The 18432-nt window shown below is 54.6% G+C and carries 17 protein-coding genes; 7 read left to right on the top strand and 10 right to left on the bottom strand.

What is annotated here, in order from left to right:
- Positions 1-23 precede the first annotated feature (23 nt).
- Positions 24-1151 (bottom strand): nitronate monooxygenase, encoded by a 1128-nt coding sequence (locus H573_RS0104420; RefSeq protein ID WP_027873206.1) that lies wholly within the window; start codon positions 1149-1151, stop codon positions 24-26.
- A 214-nt stretch (positions 1152-1365) separates the two neighbouring features.
- Here H573_RS0104420 and H573_RS0104415 point away from each other — a divergent pair, with 214 nt between their 5' ends.
- Together H573_RS0104415 and H573_RS0104410 are read left to right on the top strand one after the other, a co-directional pair.
- Positions 1366-1566 carry a YdcH family protein gene (locus H573_RS0104415; RefSeq protein WP_027873205.1) on the top strand — a complete coding sequence of 67 codons (201 nt, stop codon included), beginning with the start codon at positions 1366-1368 and terminating at the stop codon, positions 1564-1566.
- A gap of 101 nt (positions 1567-1667) precedes the next feature.
- Positions 1668-2591, top strand: a complete 924-nt coding sequence (locus tag H573_RS0104410) for a methyltransferase domain-containing protein (RefSeq protein ID WP_051171009.1) — start codon at positions 1668-1670, stop codon at positions 2589-2591.
- A 349-nt stretch (positions 2592-2940) separates the two neighbouring features.
- Here the strand turns inward: H573_RS0104410 and H573_RS19815 are convergent, their stop codons facing one another.
- The 3 genes from H573_RS19815 to H573_RS18840 form a co-directional block, all read right to left on the bottom strand.
- Positions 2941-3063 (bottom strand): hypothetical protein, encoded by a 123-nt coding sequence (locus tag H573_RS19815; protein WP_267878898.1) that lies wholly within the window; start codon positions 3061-3063, stop codon positions 2941-2943.
- 277 nt (positions 3064-3340) lie between these two features.
- Entirely contained in the window at positions 3341-4519 is a 1179-nt protein-coding gene (locus H573_RS0104395; protein ID WP_027873203.1) for a glycerol-3-phosphate dehydrogenase/oxidase, read from the bottom strand.
- Entirely contained in the window at positions 4512-5246 is a 735-nt protein-coding gene (locus tag H573_RS18840) for a glycerophosphodiester phosphodiesterase family protein (protein ID WP_051171008.1), read from the bottom strand. The genes H573_RS0104395 and H573_RS18840 overlap by 8 nt, the downstream gene beginning before the upstream one ends.
- A 132-nt stretch (positions 5247-5378) precedes the next feature.
- Here H573_RS18840 and asnS point away from each other — a divergent pair, with 132 nt between their 5' ends.
- Positions 5379-6773 carry an asparagine--tRNA ligase gene (asnS, locus tag H573_RS0104385; protein ID WP_027873202.1) on the top strand — a complete coding sequence of 465 codons (1395 nt, stop codon included), beginning with the start codon at positions 5379-5381 and terminating at the stop codon, positions 6771-6773.
- 22 nt (positions 6774-6795) lie between these two features.
- Here the strand turns inward: asnS and H573_RS0104380 are convergent, their stop codons facing one another.
- Positions 6796-8760, bottom strand: a complete 1965-nt coding sequence (locus tag H573_RS0104380) for a VacB/RNase II family 3'-5' exoribonuclease (RefSeq protein WP_154653834.1) — start codon at positions 8758-8760, stop codon at positions 6796-6798.
- A gap of 274 nt (positions 8761-9034) precedes the next feature.
- On the opposite strand from H573_RS0104380, the gene H573_RS0104375 reads away from it, so the two are divergent.
- Positions 9035-10420 (top strand): PhoH family protein, encoded by a 1386-nt coding sequence (locus tag H573_RS0104375; RefSeq protein ID WP_027873200.1) that lies wholly within the window; start codon positions 9035-9037, stop codon positions 10418-10420.
- Between the two features lie 108 nt (positions 10421-10528).
- Positions 10529-10771: a hypothetical protein gene (locus H573_RS17005; RefSeq protein ID WP_051171007.1), complete on the top strand. Its 243-nt coding sequence runs from the start codon at positions 10529-10531 to the stop codon at positions 10769-10771.
- Positions 10772-10776: 5 nt separating this feature from the next.
- Here the strand turns inward: H573_RS17005 and H573_RS0104365 are convergent, their stop codons facing one another.
- On the bottom strand, positions 10777-11181 hold the full coding sequence (locus H573_RS0104365) for a gamma-butyrobetaine hydroxylase family protein (RefSeq protein WP_027873199.1): 405 nt from the start codon (positions 11179-11181) through the stop codon (positions 10777-10779).
- A 188-nt stretch (positions 11182-11369) separates the two neighbouring features.
- Between H573_RS0104365 and glyA the strand changes: the two genes are divergently transcribed.
- Positions 11370-12632: a serine hydroxymethyltransferase gene (gene glyA / locus H573_RS0104360; protein ID WP_027873198.1), complete on the top strand. Its 1263-nt coding sequence runs from the start codon at positions 11370-11372 to the stop codon at positions 12630-12632.
- Positions 12633-12842: 210 nt separating this feature from the next.
- Positions 12843-13418, top strand: a complete 576-nt coding sequence (locus H573_RS0104355; RefSeq protein WP_027873197.1) for an LPP20 family lipoprotein — start codon at positions 12843-12845, stop codon at positions 13416-13418.
- A gap of 100 nt (positions 13419-13518) precedes the next feature.
- Here the strand turns inward: H573_RS0104355 and H573_RS0104350 are convergent, their stop codons facing one another.
- From H573_RS0104350 to H573_RS0104335, 4 genes are read right to left on the bottom strand one after another with little or no spacing between them, the layout of a single operon-like run.
- Complete coding sequence (locus tag H573_RS0104350; protein ID WP_027873196.1) at positions 13519-15759, bottom strand: PKD domain-containing protein; 2241 nt, start codon at positions 15757-15759, stop codon at positions 13519-13521.
- Between the two features lie 12 nt (positions 15760-15771).
- Positions 15772-16803, bottom strand: a complete 1032-nt coding sequence (locus H573_RS0104345; RefSeq protein WP_027873195.1) for a hypothetical protein — start codon at positions 16801-16803, stop codon at positions 15772-15774.
- A gap of 31 nt (positions 16804-16834) precedes the next feature.
- Positions 16835-17836 carry an LPP20 family lipoprotein gene (locus H573_RS0104340; RefSeq protein ID WP_027873194.1) on the bottom strand — a complete coding sequence of 334 codons (1002 nt, stop codon included), beginning with the start codon at positions 17834-17836 and terminating at the stop codon, positions 16835-16837.
- Entirely contained in the window at positions 17833-18426 is a 594-nt protein-coding gene (locus H573_RS0104335) for a penicillin-binding protein activator LpoB (RefSeq protein ID WP_036255735.1), read from the bottom strand. The genes H573_RS0104340 and H573_RS0104335 overlap by 4 nt, the downstream gene beginning before the upstream one ends.
- Positions 18427-18432: the final 6 nt, after the last annotated feature.

Raw genomic sequence — 18432 nt, 5'->3', positions numbered from 1 at the left:
GAGGGCGCCGTTGTTCGGGTCTTTTACGCGTCTGGCATCAAGCTATTGATGCGATCCAGTGCGTCGACGTACTCGTTGATCAGGCGGAACACCACATTGCGGGTGGACTCGACCTCATTGATCTGCCCGACGACCTGTCCTACCGGGTTGAAGGCAACTTTTTGACATTCACCCACCGCGGCATATTTGGCGGTGCGACGAATGCCGTCGCCGGAAACCAAGCCTTGCAGCGGCATGCCCAGCGGCTCAGGGTTGCCGGGGGTCGACCACGCGTCGGTCCAGTCATTCTTGAGCATTCGACAGGGCTTCCCAGTCCAGGAGCGTGAGCGCACAGTGTCTTCACTGGTTGCTTTTAGCAGCGACTCTTTCTGTGCGGGTTCGGCGTGCGCCTCTTCAACGGTCAGCCACAGTGAGCCGCTCCATGCACCGGCGCAGCCCATCGCCATCGCCGCCAGCATTTGTTCGCCGCTGCCAATACCGCCAGCAGCCAGTACGGGGATGTCGCCCGCCGCTTTTACGGCCTGTGGCCAGAATACGATAGAGCCGACATCACCAGTGTGGCCGCCACCTTCGCCGCCCTGGGCAACGATAAAGTCCAGACCCGCTTCGCGGTGGGCTTTTACCTGCTTGACCTTGCCGCACAATGCGCCGACCAGGCGGCCGCTGTCTTGAATCATTTTGACCTTGTCAGCCGGTGGTGTGCCGAGAGCGTTGGCGATCAGTTTACACTTGGGGCGTGTGAGGGCCTCTTTGAGCAGTGGAGTGGCTGTGGCTTCTGTCCAGCCAAGCAGGCCCATACCCTTGCTACCGTCTGGCCACTCGGGAACGCCGTGGTCCGCCAGCAGTTTTTGTGCGAAATCCACGTGCTCCTCGGGCACCATATCCCAGAGCTGCTTTTCCAGCTCCTCGGGGCTCATATCGCCCATGCCTTCATACTTTTGCGGGATAACGATGTCCACGCCATAGGGCAGGTCACCAATGTGGGCGTCGATCCAATCAAGTTCTTCTTTTAGTTCTTCGGGCGAAAAGCCAACCGCGCCGAGTACACCGATACCGCCGGCTTTACTTACGGCCACCACGACGTCACGGCAGTGAGTGAATGCGAAGATTGGGTACTCGATACCCAGTTTTTTACATAGTTCGGTTTGCATTACCTAAGCCTCTGAATCAGGGCAACACCCGCTGGCGTGCCGTTCGATGAATACGCACTACAGTATTGCTAAGGCGGTGGAGGGCAACAATGGCGTAAGTTATCATTGCCCAGTGACGAAAAAGATCAGTTGCTTGTCCTGATGACGCTTGTTTTCGCATGGCCGGGGGAGTAACAATAAGGGCTTCGATCCAACCCTGGAAAATGACCGTACTATGGATAATTGCCTTTCTGCAGGTGCGCGTCTATTGCTGCTCAAGCGCCGGCATCGCGCCTTAGACGAAGAAATTTCGTTGTTGGCGTCGAATCCCTGGCAAAATCAGTTGCTATTGCAGCGCCTAAAAAAAGAAAAACTACGTATTAAAGACACGATCGAACGCCTGCACAGCGAGATGATTCCAGACATTGACGCCTAGTGTTTGTGAGATATATCTCACAACACGGGCTGGTGATAACGCCTGTTGGCCCAACGTCGAGCCTGCTCTAATAGCAGTCGTCAGGAAGACTAAGGCATTCAATGGATTGGATGCGACAGTGGAAGTCGAATTTTCAGAAAGCCGGCGCTTGCGCCGGCTTTTTGGTTTCTGGCGTTTACTCCTTAATTGCCGTCGCGGCGATCACCTTCTACACTGCCCGCCTCATTTTCTGCATTGACGCTAGCCCAATGTCCGACCGAAACTTTGACGGAATTGCCCAACGCTTTCAGCGCAATATCTATGGCAATCCGAAAGGCCAACTTCGCCTGGCAATTTGCCGCCGAGAGCTCGAGGAGAAGCTGCCAGCGCTTTTTGGTGGTGAGCCGGTAAGCATTTGGGATGCCGGCGGTGGATTAGGGCAAATGGCCGAGGTCTTTCTCGAGCAGGGGCACCGGCTTGAGCTCAATGATATTTCGCAGGAGATGCTTGATCTGGCAGGGGAGCGTTTATCTTCATACTGGCGCACAGGGCAGTTGTCATTGTCCCATGCGCCTATTCAAGGTATGGCCGCTCAGGGGCAGTTTCAGTTGGTGATCTGTCATGCCGTGCTGGAGTGGGTAGCAGATATGGAGCAAGTGCTGTGCCATCTGGCAGCCGGTATGAAAGAGGGCGGCCACCTGTCGTTGATGTTCTACAACCTCAATGCATTGGTATTGGGCAATATGATTAAGGGCAATTTATACAAACTGCGTGACGAGGATTTTGCCGGACACCCCGGAGGCTTAACGCCGCCATCGCCCCGCCGGCCGCAGGATGTCGAGGCGGCGCTTTCCGCGGTGGGTCTTGAGGTGGTGTCGCGCCGAGGGGTTCGCATCAGTCATGACCTGATGTCCAGACAATTACGCCGCGAGCGCAGCGTTGACGACATGCTTGAAATCGACTGGCAGTACGGCGCTCAGGAGCCGTTTTGGGCCTTGGGGCGCTATGTTCACTTGTTGTGCTGCCACAAGAGAGACGCGGTTTAGTTCGCACTACTGTTTATTGGAAGGAGCACCTGAGAAAACGTGCATACCAGGTTCTGCTAGGGGCGTTAAAGTGTGGCGGGGAATTGACTGCCCGCCGGTGTGGCGGGCGGCATTTCGTCGCGATGGTGATGGACTGGCGACGGTTTGTACTCAGCTGCCGGCGTTGGAGGTGGTATGCCTGCAGTGGCTAGCGTTTACAGCGCGATGAAGCAGGCAATAAGCCCCGCTGCGACAATGCTGATAAAGCTCACGCGAGCAGTGATGTCAGCATAAATTTCTGCATTGTTCATTTCAGTTGCAGTGATCGCTTTCATAGTGTGATCCTCTCGGTTTTGCTGCTGTGGTTTTTTTACAGTGCAACGATGCTGGCAATAAAGCCGGCGGCAATGATGCTGGCCAGTGCAAGACGGGCTGCGATATCCGTTACCACTTCTGCTTTGTTGATCTCGTTGATAGTCAATGTATGAGCCATGTTGTTTCTCCTGTGAATGTCTTGATGACAGGGTCAGTATAGGGAGAAAGCGGCTTAACAGGGGTTACAGGGAGGTGGGGAGCCGGCGTCGTGTGTGTGGCCTAAGGTGGCGAAAATTAAGCTTATGAATGCTGGATAATTTCAATAAAATCAGTGTGTTAAATTAATTCTAAGCAAAAGTTCATCATTTGTTTAAGCCCCTGCCATCATGTCGCGGGGGTTAAATTGCTGTAATACATGGGAAACGGCGGGGTCGCCGCTTCCCATGCAAGCAAATTCACTGCCGGGGAGCGAGGGGCGTGCGCCGGGTATCTGCTCGCGGTGTCCGGGGGCCTAAGCGTTTGCTCAGCAGTCCGAGCACCCGCTCTGCCGTGTGACGATAGGCGGTGAGCTTGCCGCCGTATACCGACAGGATTTTCGGGCTATTTTCGTCGTCACACATCAGGAATGTGTCGCGCAGGCGTTTGTTGGCGCTGTCATCCGAACGTGGAAGAACGCGCAGCCCTGCCCATGCGTCGATAAGCGCGGGTTTCTCACCCGGGAAAAAGTGGCTGAGCGTATTTTGAAGGTAGGTGATTTCATCGTTGCTTGGCGCGATATTATCTGGCCCATCGCGGTGAATGACCTCGGTGGTGCCAACCAGTGTATGCTCGCCCCAGGGCATGGCAAAAACGGCGCGCCGGTCGCTGGGAGCCTCCATGTAGTAGACACCACGCCCGAGGCGTTTATCGACCACGATATGGCTGCCGCGCACAAGTTCGATCTCCTCGGTCATCGCTGCGTTTTCGATGCGCTGCGACGTTTGATTTACCCAGGGCCCGGTGGCATTAACCAGGCTTTTACAATGGCAGCGGCGCTCACCGTCAGCCGTGTTGAAGGTCAGCGAATAGCCATCTTCGTTCTTTTTGGCTTCTAATAGCTCCCAGCCCGTGAAGGTTTGCGCGCCCAGTTGTGCGGCGGAGTCGACAACGGCCTCGGTTAACAGCCGGTCGTCGGTTTGACCGTCCCAGTATTGGAATACCGCCTGCAGGCCGTTGGTATCCAAGCCGTCAAGGTTGTTCCACTCTTCTTTCTTAAGTTTGCGGAAATGCCCCAGCGGGCCGCCGCCACTCAACAAGTAGTAGAGCGTCAAGCCGGCGCGAATTTGCCACGGGCGGCGCGAGGTATTTTTATAAATGGGTATATAAAAGGGTACTGGGCGGACAAGTTCTGGCGCGTTGCGCAGCAGCTGGGCACGCTCGCGCAGACTGTGGAACACCAGGGAGAACTGTGCCGTTTCCAAATAGCGAAGACCGCCATGAATTAATTTGCTTGAGCGCTGGGAGGTGCCTGCCGCCCAGGTTGCACGCTCGAAAATACAGCTGTCGTAGCCCGCTGCCGCTGCGGCTTGGGCAATGCCTGCGCCCTGAACGCCGCCGCCAATGATGGCAACTTCGGTGTGGATATCGTTAGACAAGGTGGAGCTCCTGTAATACTTCGCCAATATTAAAACTTTCTATTCCGGCGGCTCCGCGTTCGAACCAGTCGCGGGCCTCAAGGGCGCTGCCTACCTCATAGATCAGCAGCGGTAGCGGCAGGGTGCGCAGATCGGTCTCTACGGGGACGCAGTTGCGGTCCATAAACACGATTTCAGGCGTCAATTCAGCCAGCGACGCCAGCTGCCAGTCCGGCCAGTAGTCGAAAACCGCGCCGCACCGCTGCCAGCCGTTGTTCTTGGCAACTAGCAGGGCGTCGAGCTCAAAGCTGATGAGCACACAGCGGTGTTGATAGCCCTGCAGGGCTTGCGTGACCGCGGTGACCATGGCGTTTGCGCCAAACTGGGCGAGACTTTCCCCTTTCAGCTCGACATAAATATTTACCGACGGGTAGTCGTCGAGTAAATCGGTCACCTCCCGTAGGGGGCTGAGCGGCGTGCCCCTGAACTGGTCTCCAAAACGCTCGGGCTCATAGGCTGACATCGTTGCGAGTTCGGCCGCCGTATAGTCCCAGATCATGCCGGGTTGTTGGCACAAACGTGTTAACGCTGGGTCGTGGAAGATAAACGGTGTCCCATCAGCACTGAGCTGCACATCTAGCTCGAGCTTAACCGCGCCCGCGCGAGCCGCTTCGCGCAGTGCCAGCAAGGTGTTCTCTGGGAAATGCCGCCGCCAGCCACGGTGGGCGACAAAATTTTCGATCTGCATAGGGTCTTTCCTGCCAAGGGGGCAACTTTAGCTGTTACGTCTTACAGGAAAAAGATGGTTGATGCACAATAGCCAACTATTTGCTTTATTGCTTGAGAAACTGCGCGGTTAAGACGCGTTCAGGGGAGGGATATGCTGGGAACGTCGGTTAAAAAGCTAATTAATGGTAGCGTAGAGCTGGGTGCAACGGTCGAGATAAAGGGGTGGTTGCGCAGTCGTCGAGACTCCAAGGGCGGCTTCTCTTTCTTGGCGGTGAACGATGGTTCTACCCAGTACGCTTTGCAGGTGGTGGCACCGGGCGAGTTGGTCAATTATCAGTCGGATGTGCAGCGTTTAACTGCTGGCTGCTCGCTGAGTGTTGTCGGTACGCTAGTCGCCTCTCAGGGGAAGGGGCAGAGCGTGGAAATTCAGGCGCAGGAGATCGAGGTCTACGGCTGGGTCGACGACCCCGATACTTACCCCATCGCTAAAAAGCGTCACAGTTTTGAATACCTGCGTGGGGTGGCGCACCTGCGCCCACGTACCAATACCTTTGGCGCGATTACGCGTGTGCGCACGGTGCTGGCCAATGCGGTGCACCGCTACTTTTTTGAACGCGACTTTCAGTGGATTAATACGCCGCTGATAACGGCCAGCGACTGTGAGGGCGCGGGAGAAATGTTTCGTGTCAGCACGCTTGATTTGCAAAATTTGCCTCGCGACAACCACGGCGCTGTCGACTTCAGTCAGGACTTCTTTGGCCGGGAGGCATTTCTTACCGTATCGGGGCAGCTTAATGCGGAAGCGTACTGCCTGGCGATGAGCAAGGTGTATACCTTTGGGCCGACCTTTCGCGCGGAAAATTCCAATACTAGCCGGCACTTGGCTGAGTTTTGGATGGTTGAGCCCGAGGTAGCTTTTGCCAATCTTGATGACGATGCCGCCCTGGCAGAAGACTTTTTGCGTTACCTGATTAAGCAGGTGCTGGAGCACTGCGAAGACGACCTGGCTTTCTTTAATCAGTATATCGACGACACGGTGCTGTCGCGCTTGCAGGCGGTGTCTGAGCGTGAGTTCGCGCGCATGGATTACACCGAGGCGGTGAAAATACTCACATCAGCGCAGACCTCTTTTGACTACCCGGTGGAATGGGGGCGAGACCTGCAATCCGAGCACGAGCGCTATCTTTGTGAGCAATATGTGGGTGGGCCGCTAATCGTCAGTAACTACCCAAAAGATATTAAAGCGTTTTACATGCGCCTGAATGATGATGGCAGAACGGTGGCTGCCATGGATGTGCTGGCACCGGGCATTGGTGAAATTATCGGCGGTAGCCAGCGTGAAGAGCGCCTGGATGTTCTCGACCAACGCATGAAGGATCGACAGTTGGAAGGGTTGGAGTGGTATCGTGATCTGCGCCGCTACGGTACCGTGCCTCACGCTGGCTTCGGCCTGGGTTTTGAGCGGCTGTTGAATTACATCACCGGCATGGACAATATCCGCGACGCGATTCCCTTCCCCCGCGTGCCGAGGCACGCGGAGTTTTAACGGGCGTCACTCACGCTGGCGTTCAGGCGAGCGTGAACAGCAACTTGCGCTGGAAGGGGTCGATCTCGGCCACCTTCACCGTAACTGCCTGCTCCAGTTGATAGGTTTGCTGGTCGTTATAAAGGCGCAGGGTGTCGGCGTCGAAACTGAGCTTTTCAGGAATCGATCGAGCCTCCACGAATCCGCTGATACCGCTATCGTGGAGCTCGACGGTAAAGCCGCCGCCATTGAGGTGGGCAATGTGGCCTGCGTATGTCTGCTCTGAAGGCTGTTTGGCCAGATACTGGTACTGCAGCCATTGCTCCATTTGCCGGCTGGCTTGGCGCACATTGCGCAGCTTTTCTTGCAGTTTAGCGATGGCGTTGTCGCTTAAGTCGCCGCCGCTGGTGTTGTCCAGGCAGGCGCGAATGCAGCGCTGCACAACCAAGTCGTTGTATTTACGCAGCGGCGAGGTGAAGGTGCTGTAGCAATCGAACCCCAGGCCAAAATGTGGGCGTGGTTCGGCGCTAAGCTCCCCAGGCTGAAGCATGCGAGCCATAATGCTGCGCAGCGGCAGTGGGCTATCTGCCTTAGACGCGGCGCTCAATACGCGCCGGTAGCCGTCGAGTTCCTGAACCGGCGCGTCGCTATATTCTGGCAGGGACTGGTCGACTAACTTGCCGATACTTTCGAGGCGCTCTTCTCTAAACCCTGCGTGACCATTGTATAAAGCGCGGTCGGTGCCGCGCTTTTCGCGCAGCCATAATGCGGCGCTGCGGTTGGCCGCGAGCATGCATTCTTCTACCAGGCGGTGGGCGTCATTGCGATCTTGGCGGACGATGGCAGTGATGCGGCCCTGCTCGTCTAAGTCGTAGTGGAAGTCTGCTTGTTCGGGCATGATTAGGGCATTCTCTTCACGCCACTTGCGCAACGCCCCGCAGGCTTGATGAAGCGCCTCAATACTGGCGTGAGGAAGCTGAGAGCCTCCTGCCAAATGGACGGCGACGTCGTCATAGCTAAGTTTTGCGTGGGAGCGAATCAGGGCTTCTGAGAAAGCAATATCTTTGATTTCGCCGCTTTGGCTAATTTGCATGTTGCAAACCAGGGCCGCGCGCTCAACATCTTCTGCCAGTGAGCAGAGGTCTTGGCTGATGCGCTCGGGCAGCATGGGCTGAGTACACCCTGGTAGATAGACCGTACTCGCGCGCTGCTGGGCGGCGCGGTCCAATTCGCTGCCTGCTTCAATGTAAGCGCCGGGGTCGGCTACCGCCACTTGCAGCGTCCAGCCGGCGTCATTGGCCTCCGCGTAGATTGCATCGTCGATATCTCGCGTGCTGGCAGAATCAATCGTTACAAAAGGCGTGTCGCGCAGGTCCTCGCGTTGGTTTGCGCGACGGTCGATGAGTTCTTCCTCGGCTGGCCAGTCAAAAGGCAGCTCAAATTTGCACAGGGTATACTTGCCCTCTACGCCAGCGTCTTCCGGGCTGCCGATTTTGCTCAGCACTTTTACTTGAGATTTGCCATCTTTCCAGGGGTGGCGATGGACTTTGCAGTGCAGATAATCCCCGGGTTGCGCTTTTTTGCGCTCAGAAGGCGGGATGAAGAGCAATTTATTAAAGCGGGGCAGGTCAGGCTCCACAAAGTGCCCTTGGCCACGAACGATGTATCGGCCTGTAAAGCTTGTCAGAGGGCTATTGACCAGTTTCTCCAGCTCGCCCTTAAACTTGCCCTTGTCATCGGTCAACACATTGACCTTTACCCGGTCGCCGGGAAATACGCGCAGCATCTCGTCGGGGGGGAGAAACACATCCCGGCCATCATCCAGGCGCACGAAGCCGAAGCGGCGCTGGCTGCCGCGTACCTCACCTTCGCCCTGATCCTTACTTTCAATGATGTCGGTTTTCAGCTGCTTTAGCTGTTGCAGGGCGTTTTGGTCGAGCATGGTGTTGAGATACCTTGGCTTTCGGTCTGAGAAAGGGGCGATAGGGTAGCGGAAAACCTCCGCCACGTCTTGCTCGCCGAGGTTATGGGCGCATTAGGCACCAGATTTAGTTGACATCACCGCGGCAGCTTTTAATATTCAAGACAGCATGTCTTTATTGGAGCAGCCGTTTGCCCCATTCCGACAAGGCCCGATGGGCCATCAGTTGTAGGCTTGGTAGCCGCTATGCGGGGGCAGCCATGCCGCCGTCTTCTCTTCCTCAAAACATCCTCACCACGTTGCTCGTCGCGCTATTGAGCAATGGTCCGATTTGTTTCTTGCAGCCAGTAGAGAGCCCCTGATGGAAAAAATCTTTGTTCTGGATACCAATGTTTTATTGCATGACCCGATGGCCCTGAGTGCTTTCCATGAGCACCGTGTGGTCGTGCCGATGACGGTTCTCGAAGAGCTTGATCACATTAAGGACCGGCGTGACAAGGACGTAAGCCGTGAGGCGCGCATTGCGATCAATGCGATTGATAAGATTCTATTCAAGGCCAGCCCCAAGCAGATTCAGGAGGGGGTGCCGATCCCGGCGGCACGTGAAGGCGAGGCTGCGGGCTCCCTGGCGATCTTTCCCGATCAACTAATCAGTCACGATACCGAGGCTCCGTATCTGGATGGCAGCCAGCAGCAGGCGAACGACAACCGGATTATTAATGTTGCCTTGCACTTACAGGTGAAAAATCCAAAGGCCTACGTTTGCTTGGTAACCAAAGACATCAACATGCGTTTGAAGGCCAAGGGGTCGGGGCTGGAAAATGTTGAGGACTATCGACGGGACCGGGTTCTGGACGATATCCAGTATATGGCGAAGGGCTATGAACACCTCGCCGGGCGATTCTGGGACCAGGTCGACAGTGTGGAAACGCTACGGGAGGGGCCGCAAACCCTACATGTTCTAAGCAGGTCGGTGCTTCCCCATGTGCATATCAATCAGTTCATCTACGATGACAGTGGCTTTGCCGGTTTGGTGAGAGCGGTAGATGATGACCGGGTTGAGTTATTGGATCTGTGCCCTGAGCAGCTGATGCACCAAAGCCTGTGGGGCCTCACGCCACGCAACATGGAACAGGCGATGGCGTTTTTTCTCATTGCCCAGGCGGATATCGATATGACGGTGCTCACTGGTCCGGCGGGCTCGGGTAAAACCCTAATCGCACTGGCCTATGGTTTGCACGCGATACTTGAAGAAAAGCGGTATGACAAGTTGATTGTGGCGCGGTCGACGCCGCCAATTGCCGAAGATATCGGCTTCTTGCCTGGCACCGAGGAAGAAAAAATGGCGCCGTGGCTTGCTGCCTTTGATGACAATCTTGAGGTGTTACACGGGGGGGATGAGTCGCCCTACAGCAGCATCGAATATGTGAAAGACAAGGCTAATATACAGTTTAAATCACTAAACTTTATGCGCGGTCGCTCGTTCAACAATGCCTATATTGTCATTGATGAGGCGCAGGGCTTAACCCAGTTCCAGCTTAAGTCGATTATCACTCGGGTGGGGGTTAACTCGAAGATCGTGGTGCTGGGAAATCTGGCGCAAATCGACAACAAATATATTTCGCCGCTTACTTCCGGGTTAACGTACCTAGTTGAAAAAAGTAAGCACTTCGCCCACGCCGGGGTGATGCATGTAAATGGCATAGAACGATCTCGATTAGCGGCGTTTGCTGAAGAAAATTTGTAGGGCTTGCCTCGCCGTCTGTCAATAGGGTGAATCCGCGGTAGTCACTGCACTGTGCCTTTATTAATGTTGGGGTATGCAACTCGGCGTTAAATTGGAGGGAGTGCGGCCATGATTGAAGAAAAGCGTGTTGGTGCGGAACCTGTGCCTCACAACCTTACTGAGCTGCTTACTGAGCTGCAGCGAACGTCACTGCGTCGTATTGAAAACTTTGGCTGGCAGATCAAGTTTATTCGTCGTCCCCGTTTTCAGCCGCCCGTTGTCGTTGTTGAAAATACGACAGGAATGAACATTGGTATCCTGGAGGAAGATGGCGGCGTTAATCTCCGTCCGGCCATCTCCCTGAGAGACTGATTTCGCTAGCCCTTGCTTGGGTCGACGAGTGTGACGACCTGCTCATCTGGGTCGCGGCTGGCATTTGCCGCCCGCAACTCTGCGAGATAACCCTCCCATAAGATTTGATAATTTTCACCGAGTTCCCGCAAGTAGCGCCAAGAGTAAATTCCACTGTCGTGCCCGTCATCGAACACCAGCTGAACCGCATAGTTCCCGACGGCAATAATATCGCGGATCTCCACATTCAGTTTGCCAGTTTGCAATACCTCCTGGCCGCGCCCGTGGCCGCGTACCTCCGCCGAGGGTGAGAAGACACGTAAAAATTCGCAGCTGAGTTGGTAGTGACTGCCGTCGGCGTAGCGGAGCTCCAGCAGGCGTGATTTCTTGTGTAGCTTAATTTGCTGGGGCGGCATATCTGTTTGATTCATATGAGTATTTCCAGTTTCTCTGGCGACATCATAGCTGAGCGTTGGTGCGCTGTAGAGTGCAAATTCGAAGAATCTAAGTCGCTACCGCTCTGCGTAACAAAGTTGGCGGCCTAAAACGGTGCCGGCGGCGCGCGTTTATTGTACAATGCGCGGCTTTTCTTAGCCTGTATCTGCCTTGCGGGGGTTCTATGTTTAACAAAGAGATGACGATAGCTGGTTTCGACGACGATATTTGGTCTGCAATCCAGGAAGAAGAGGTTCGTCAGGAAGAGCACATCGAGCTGATTGCTTCCGAGAACTACACCAGCCCCCGCGTAATGCAAGCTCAGGGTACGGCGCTGACCAATAAATACGCCGAGGGCTATCCTGGCAAGCGCTACTACGGCGGTTGTGAGTATGTAGATAAAGCCGAGTCTCTGGCCATTGAGCGCGCCAAGGCACTGTTTGGTGCTGACTACGCAAATGTTCAGCCTCACTCAGGCTCGCAGGCAAATGCAGCGGTATATCAAGCGTTGGTACTGCCAGGTGAGACAGTGCTGGGTATGAGCCTGGATGCGGGTGGGCACTTGACCCACGGCGCCAAGCCCAACTTTTCCGGCAAAACCTATCATGCTGTGCAGTATGGCCTGAACAACGACACGGGCGAAATCGATTACGCGCAGGTCGAGGCTTTGGCTCTAGAACATAAGCCCAAAATGATTGTGGCGGGCTTCTCCGCGTACTCGGGCATTGTCAACTGGGCGAAATTCCGTGAAATCGCCGACAAAGTGGGCGCCTACCTGATGGTTGATATGGCTCACGTGGCGGGCCTGGTCGCGGCGGGCATCTACCCGAACCCAATGCCTTTTGCCGACGTAGTAACCACCACGACTCACAAAACCCTCCGTGGCCCGCGTGGCGGTTTGATCCTGGCAAAGGCCAACGAAGAAATTGAGAAGAAGCTGAACTCTGCTGTTTTCCCGGGTGGTCAGGGCGGCCCGCTGATGCATGTGATTGCCGCTAAAGCGGTGAGCTTTAAAGAGGCCATGAGCCCTGAGTACGTCGACTACCAAAAGCAGGTGGTTGCCAATGCAAAAGCGATGGCCAAGACTTTTATTGATCGCGGTATCAATATTGTTTCAGGCGGTACCGAGAACCACCTGATGTTGGTGGATCTGATCGGCAAGCCTTACACCGGCAAAGACGCTGATGCAGCGCTAGGGGCAGCCAACATCACCGTGAACAAAAACGCGGTTCCTAACGATCCACGTTCACCGTTCATCACCAGTGGTCTGCGCGTAGGTACACCGGCAGTGACAACTCGCGGCTTCAAAGAAGCAGAGTGTATCGATCTGGCCAACTGGATGTGCGATGTATTGGAAGCACTCGAGTCTGGTGATGCCAGCGCAAAAATTGAAGAAGTGAAAGCGAAGGTGCTTGAGGTTTGTAAGCGCCACCCCGTTTACGCTTAATGTAAATTGGGTTGAAGAGCCGGGCATTGCCCGGCTTTTTTTTGCCTGTGCATTTGCTGCATTCCCCTCTAAAATGGAGATGGAGTGTTGCTATGAATTGGTCTGCTTGCTGAGCGCCGTAGATGCAACAGTCGAGCAGGAACTCGAAATACGTCGGCGCCTAATTTGGACTGTGTCGATGTGTATTACTCGTGGATATTGGAGTGCTTAATGAAGAAGAAAATAATAGGTGTGACTTGCGCAGTGCTAATGACGGCGTGTGCAAGCACCGAGCAGGCAGCAGATACGCAGCAGTCACAACAAGGTGCGGGTGGACTCCCTCAGTGGGTGATGAATCCTTACATTGACGATGGTTTCGCCAGTGCTCAGTGCGTGCCGTATTCCAGTAATATGTCGATCGACCGCCAGCTTGCTGTTGCCAATGCGCGGACGGATTTAGCCCAACAGCTAGAAACGAAAGTTGCAGTTTTGGACAAGGTATTTCGCGAGCGCACGGATGTGTCCAGCGGTGTATCCAGCGGCTCAACCTTCTCATCGGTGGCGAAGCAACTTACCCAGCAGACGCTGATCGGTACACGAGCTGAGCGTGTGGAGTTTGTTGAAATCGACGGTAAGAAAAACCTGTGTGTATTGGTGACAATGGGGCGCGATAAAACCCTGGCACTGTTTGATAACATGTTGGCCGCGAGTGAGCGCCAAGTGCAGCCAGATACCCGAGAGGTGCTTTTGCAGCAATTTAAGGGCGCACAAGCTCAACAGGAGCTCAACAAAGAAATGGCGCGCTAATACGTCGCTTAAATGCAGTAGGTCGCTGATGTCGTGACCGCAAGCGCACAAAAAAGCCCGCCAATGGCGGGCTTTTTTGTAGCTGCAATAGTACTGCTAACTAGTCTTGGTCTAGATCGACCTCAACAACCTCTTCTTCGGCATTGCCTACAAATCGCTCTTCGGTAAATACGACTTCACCATTATCGATAATATCGACCACGTAGTTCACGCCGCCTGGCACTTCGAAGACTTCATCCTCGCCTTTGTCGAGAATAACGAATTTGTAGTAGTCGTAGTAGCCGTCTGGCTCGTCGAGATTGTCGATACCGATGGTGAAGGCGCCGCTTCCGAAATCATTGGCGATGTTGCGAATAATCACTTTACCGGTATCGCTGATAATGACTTTGCGAGAGGCGGTAGCGGTATTGCCTTGGTCGTCGGTAACGGTGAGCTTGATCTGATACTCGCCGTCCTGCGTGTAGGTGTAGACACCCAGCGGGATACCGTCGTCAACCGTTTCGCCATCGCCAAAATCATAGCTGTATTTGACGATATTGCTGTTTGGCGCCACGGACGACAAGGCATTGAGAATACCTGTGTTGAACTCGCCGTTGTTATCGAGTGAACCGCGGATGACATCGCTATATTGGTCAAACAGGCGCGCTGTAAGTTTTCCTTTACTGCCAGCATCTTTGCTAACAGGCAAGAAAAACAGCTTACTGGCAGATTGGATTTCGCCTGCGCTGCTTCTGCCGCCAATGCGGAAGCCGAGCTCGCCTTCCACTTCGGGAACTTGGATCTCAAAGCTAACATTGCCACTATCGCATGGGCCATCTTCGCTGGTGCGATTGCCGTAGCAGATGCTCGTGTAACCCAGTTGCGGCTCATCCAAATTGAACTCATCAATGCTTGCCTGGTCCATCTCCAAAAGCTCACGCAAGGGCTCGTTGAGGTTCGCGTAGCCAATGTAAATGCGATAGGTGCTGCCGGGTTTGGCGGCAGGCAGGCGGCGATCTGGCCCTAGGCCAAAGATAGCAAAGTCCGAGGTCAGGCCTTCGGGTCCGGCATTGAGGTAGTTGCCTTCCAATAAACCGACAAATTCCATGCTGTCCGCGGCGTCTGCTTCATTGACCAGCGTGCCGCGGCCGAGGAAGGCCAGACGGGCAGGGCCAAAGGGTTGGTTGTACAGCTTTTCTACCTCAAAGCTACCGCTGCTTTGGTCGGCTGAATAGGTTTTGCCATTGAAGCTGATGCGGATCAGTGGTCGGTAGTATTTGCCTGCGAGGCTATCCCATTTGCTTTCGGTAAAGTCTATGCGCTCTTCCCCGCGCTCGTCTGGGAGGCGCAGGTCGAGCAAGGCGGGATAGGTGCTTGAAGCAGGAGCGCTGGTTTCGATTACTCGGGTGAAGTCGTAGCCAGAGTCATTGACCGGCGACGTCGTGGTGGCATTAGCATTAGCTTCCTCGCCATCGACGACTTTCAGGCCGATGGAGTAGAGCACGGCACCAACGGGGTTACTATCATCGAAAGACCAGCCGAAGTTGGTGTAGTCAATGGCTGTGGTGCCGTCGCCGTTTTTGCTGCGCGCCCAACCGTTGATAGGAACCACAGTGCCGTCCTGGCCTTCTTCCCAGGAGTTGGTCCACTCTACAACGCCTAGGCCATCTTTCAAGTACAGATAGTAGGAAAAACGTTCGCCGTAGTATTTGATAACAATACAGTTCTGCTCGCCGCTGATCGGCGCCGTTGCATCGTCATCAATCAGCGTTGCCGTCCAGCCAGTGCCAGAGCTGAAATTATAAAATAACGGCACGATGGTGGGGCCGGCTACCCAGCTGTCTCCGACTTCAACCTTTGCGGGGAATAAGAGCGCGGGTTGGGGCTGTCTGAAGGGCGCCACACCCAAGTCTGATTTCAGCTGCTCGGCAGTTTCCGTCAAGTAGATGTTGCCGCGACTGTCCTTGGCAAAATTATGGAAAACTGGCGCGCTGATGTCGTTGCTGTTGGGTGTTACGACATAGTATCCCAAGCGCAGGGTTTTAATTCCGCGAGAATCTTCCACAACGGAGGTTTTCCAAACGCGATCCGTTTCAAAGTCGCCGAATCCTCTTAGACGCATTTCTGAGCGATCGGGAAAGCGAAATTCCTGAGCGCCAAAGTTCACGACGATATCCGCGCTATTGTCCTCAAACGTTAGGTAGGTGTTAAGTGACAATTGTGAATCGTAATTGAGGTTGATTACGGGCTCGGTATTGGCGTTCGGCTCTTTGTACTCAGTGCCCGATTCGTCAAACACGCAGCCTTGCAGGCTCAGGCCTAGGGCTAGCGATGCGGCGGTCAGTAATTTCAGATTTTTCATAACTGGGTCCTCTTAAAGCGTGAAGCTGCCGATCAACGAAACCCCGAAGATTCGGTCGTCGTTCACGGTCGAGCCTTCAACAAGGGCGTCAAACTGGCGCTGGATATAGCTGAAGCGGACTTCCATTGGTAGTTTCATGGTAGTTTTGCGCAGATCGTAAACCGCATTGAGGGTATAGGCGTCGTACTCAATGCTGTCCTCAATGCCAAACTCGTCGCGAGTTAGTGACGTGCCACCGTCGACAGTGGCTTCAGCGTCATAGGAATAATCGTAGCGCAGGCTCAGGTCCAGGTTGCCAAACAGGCGTATTGAGCCGCCCATGTAGATGCCGCGCGATTCGAAGTTGCCTTTGTAGATAGATTCGATGGGTGTGGAAACATCGCTAGATACCGGCTTTTCGTAGTCCACGGAGAAAAAGCCCACCATGAGTCGCAGGTCTTCCTCTTCAACCGCATAGCCGATGACCGCTTCGGTGAAGGTGGTGTTGACGTCAATTTTGTCACCGGCGGTGAGCAGCTTGGCGTCGTTATCTTCTACGTAAAAATAATCACGTGTTGCTTGTACCGTAATCAAAAACGTCTGTACGTCGTAATTAATATCAATGCGGTGGTTGGATTTCTCGCCGCCGAAAAGCTGAATCGGATCGATGCTCAGGTCGGCGACAAAGCGTGTCCAGCCTTCTTTCTCTGAATCAGACGCTTGGGCGATTTCATCCTGATCGGCACTGTCACCGGGCGTCAGCTCGTAACTCAGACGGGGGCGAATCGCCGCCATCCAGCTAATGTTCTGCATCCAGGTGGCTTGCTCGGGAAACCATTCGAACTGCAGAATATTGAGGCCGACCGTTTTCACGTAGGCGTCGCGGATCGTGTCCGCCTCTAGCTCCTGATATTTGTAACCGACAGATACGCCGCCAAAGTAGTTATAGCTAGCATCGTCGCCAAAGCTCGCTCGTTGATCTTGATCTTGATCTTGCTCTTGCGCCAGTGCGCCGCTTGATAGTATTGCGGCTGCCAGTGCAATTGCCGAGGCCTTTCTCGTCATCTCACTTACCCTCTATGTGGTGTTATCCGTCTTAGTTTTGCTTTGGTGACGGTGATTTTAATGTGTTCCAAAATGTGTTCATGATGTCGGCGGCGACAACTTTGCTGAGCTTCGCCGCGGCTTTCTGGCAGGCAATTTCAGGGTCGCCGGAAACCGCTTTTGCCGAGCGACTGGCGGCGCTCAAATGTTGTGTATTCGCGCTGAGTGTCGCATCAGTTTTTATCCGGCAAAAATGCGCGCCATTGCGCTCCATCGTCCTTCTCTGGCTGTTCATGGACAGCTGAAGTTTCGCTTGATTAGCGCTTTCGCTGCCCTGTAGGCCTTTCGCGGCCAGTTCTGAGGCGATGTTCCGCGCCACTTTTTTGCTGTCTTCATCCTTTGGCGCTATGTGAATCAGCAAGTTGTCGAAAAATTTCAGTGCCCGCTCGGCGTCATTGTTGAGTGCGCTATCGTTAAACGGCTGGTTGCCGTCGAGTAGTCGATACTGGGACAGCAATGACTGAAAATTGAGCTGGCGTTCTAGCGCGCGGTAGTGGCCGCGCAGAGCAGTGGCTAGCGAAGTGCTGTCGATGGCTGGGGAGGTTTGCGCGAGCAGTGAACGAATTTCACTGGCGACGCGTTCCGCAGCCTTTGCCAAGTCCAGCTCGGCCAAACTGTATAAGCTTTGGTGCTCTGCCACCTCCCCAGTTTTGATGATGCGAATGTCGGAGAGGGCGACGTCGGGAACGCGGATGCGAATGTTGTTGTTAAACTCGCTGCGACTGCCGGATTCGTCGGAGATATTGTTTAGTGTTAGCTCTGATCCAATTTGCAGCTTAAGACTGCTGGCGATTTCATTGCGAGCGGCGAGCTTGGCCGCCTCGCTGGCAGCTGCGTGACCAAGTGAGAGGTCGGCCGCGCCAACACCGAATACAAAACCCTTGCGCTGGGGTGGTTGGTTAACCCAGTCTGGCGCGGCGGCGAGCGCGGTATTGCAGGCAATAAGTAAACTGGCGACGGCGAGCTTGCTGGCGGCTACAAGTGGATGCTTCACAGGCCAAATCTCGCGCGTTTGCTGTATTTGTGGATCTGTTTTTGACCGTTCCAAACTTCGCGGTTGCTCTTAAGGTCAATCAGTTTTAGGTCGACTTGGTAGGTGGTCGTGCGCTGTCCCTCAAGCTGGTCTACTAATGAGGTGATAACACCGCTCAGTGCATAGCCGGCGGCCGTCTCTTCGCCGAGTTCAACGGCGCTTTCCATGCTGGCAAACATTTCCTGGTCGAGCTTCTCGTCGCGCACACGCTCGCGCTCTGCGCCGGTCACCACAAACTCCGCTTTCCCGCTGCGCAACAACTCACGCTTGATCGAGTTGATGAAGGTTTCCACTGCAATTTGCTCGTGGGATCGATTGCTGATGTGCTGAATCGCAATCACAGGTAGTGAACCGTCCGCCCTTGATTTCGCCCAGGGGAAACTCAGCATGTCGCTGATCAGTGCCTCGGCAACAAGTTGCGAGTCGGTGGCATTCCAGCGATCGGTTAATGCGGGTTGGCTGCCGTTTTCCATGCGTTTAACGTTGCTACTTCCGCAGGCGCACAGCAGCGCTGAAAGAATAAGGATAGTAAGAGAGCGAAAGGTCATCATGATTTG

The organism is Neomelitea salexigens DSM 19753, assembly GCF_000422345.1.
Lineage (GTDB): Bacteria > Pseudomonadota > Gammaproteobacteria > Pseudomonadales > Spongiibacteraceae > Spongiibacter > Spongiibacter marinus_A.
This window is presented reverse-complemented; position numbering and strand designations above follow the sequence as displayed.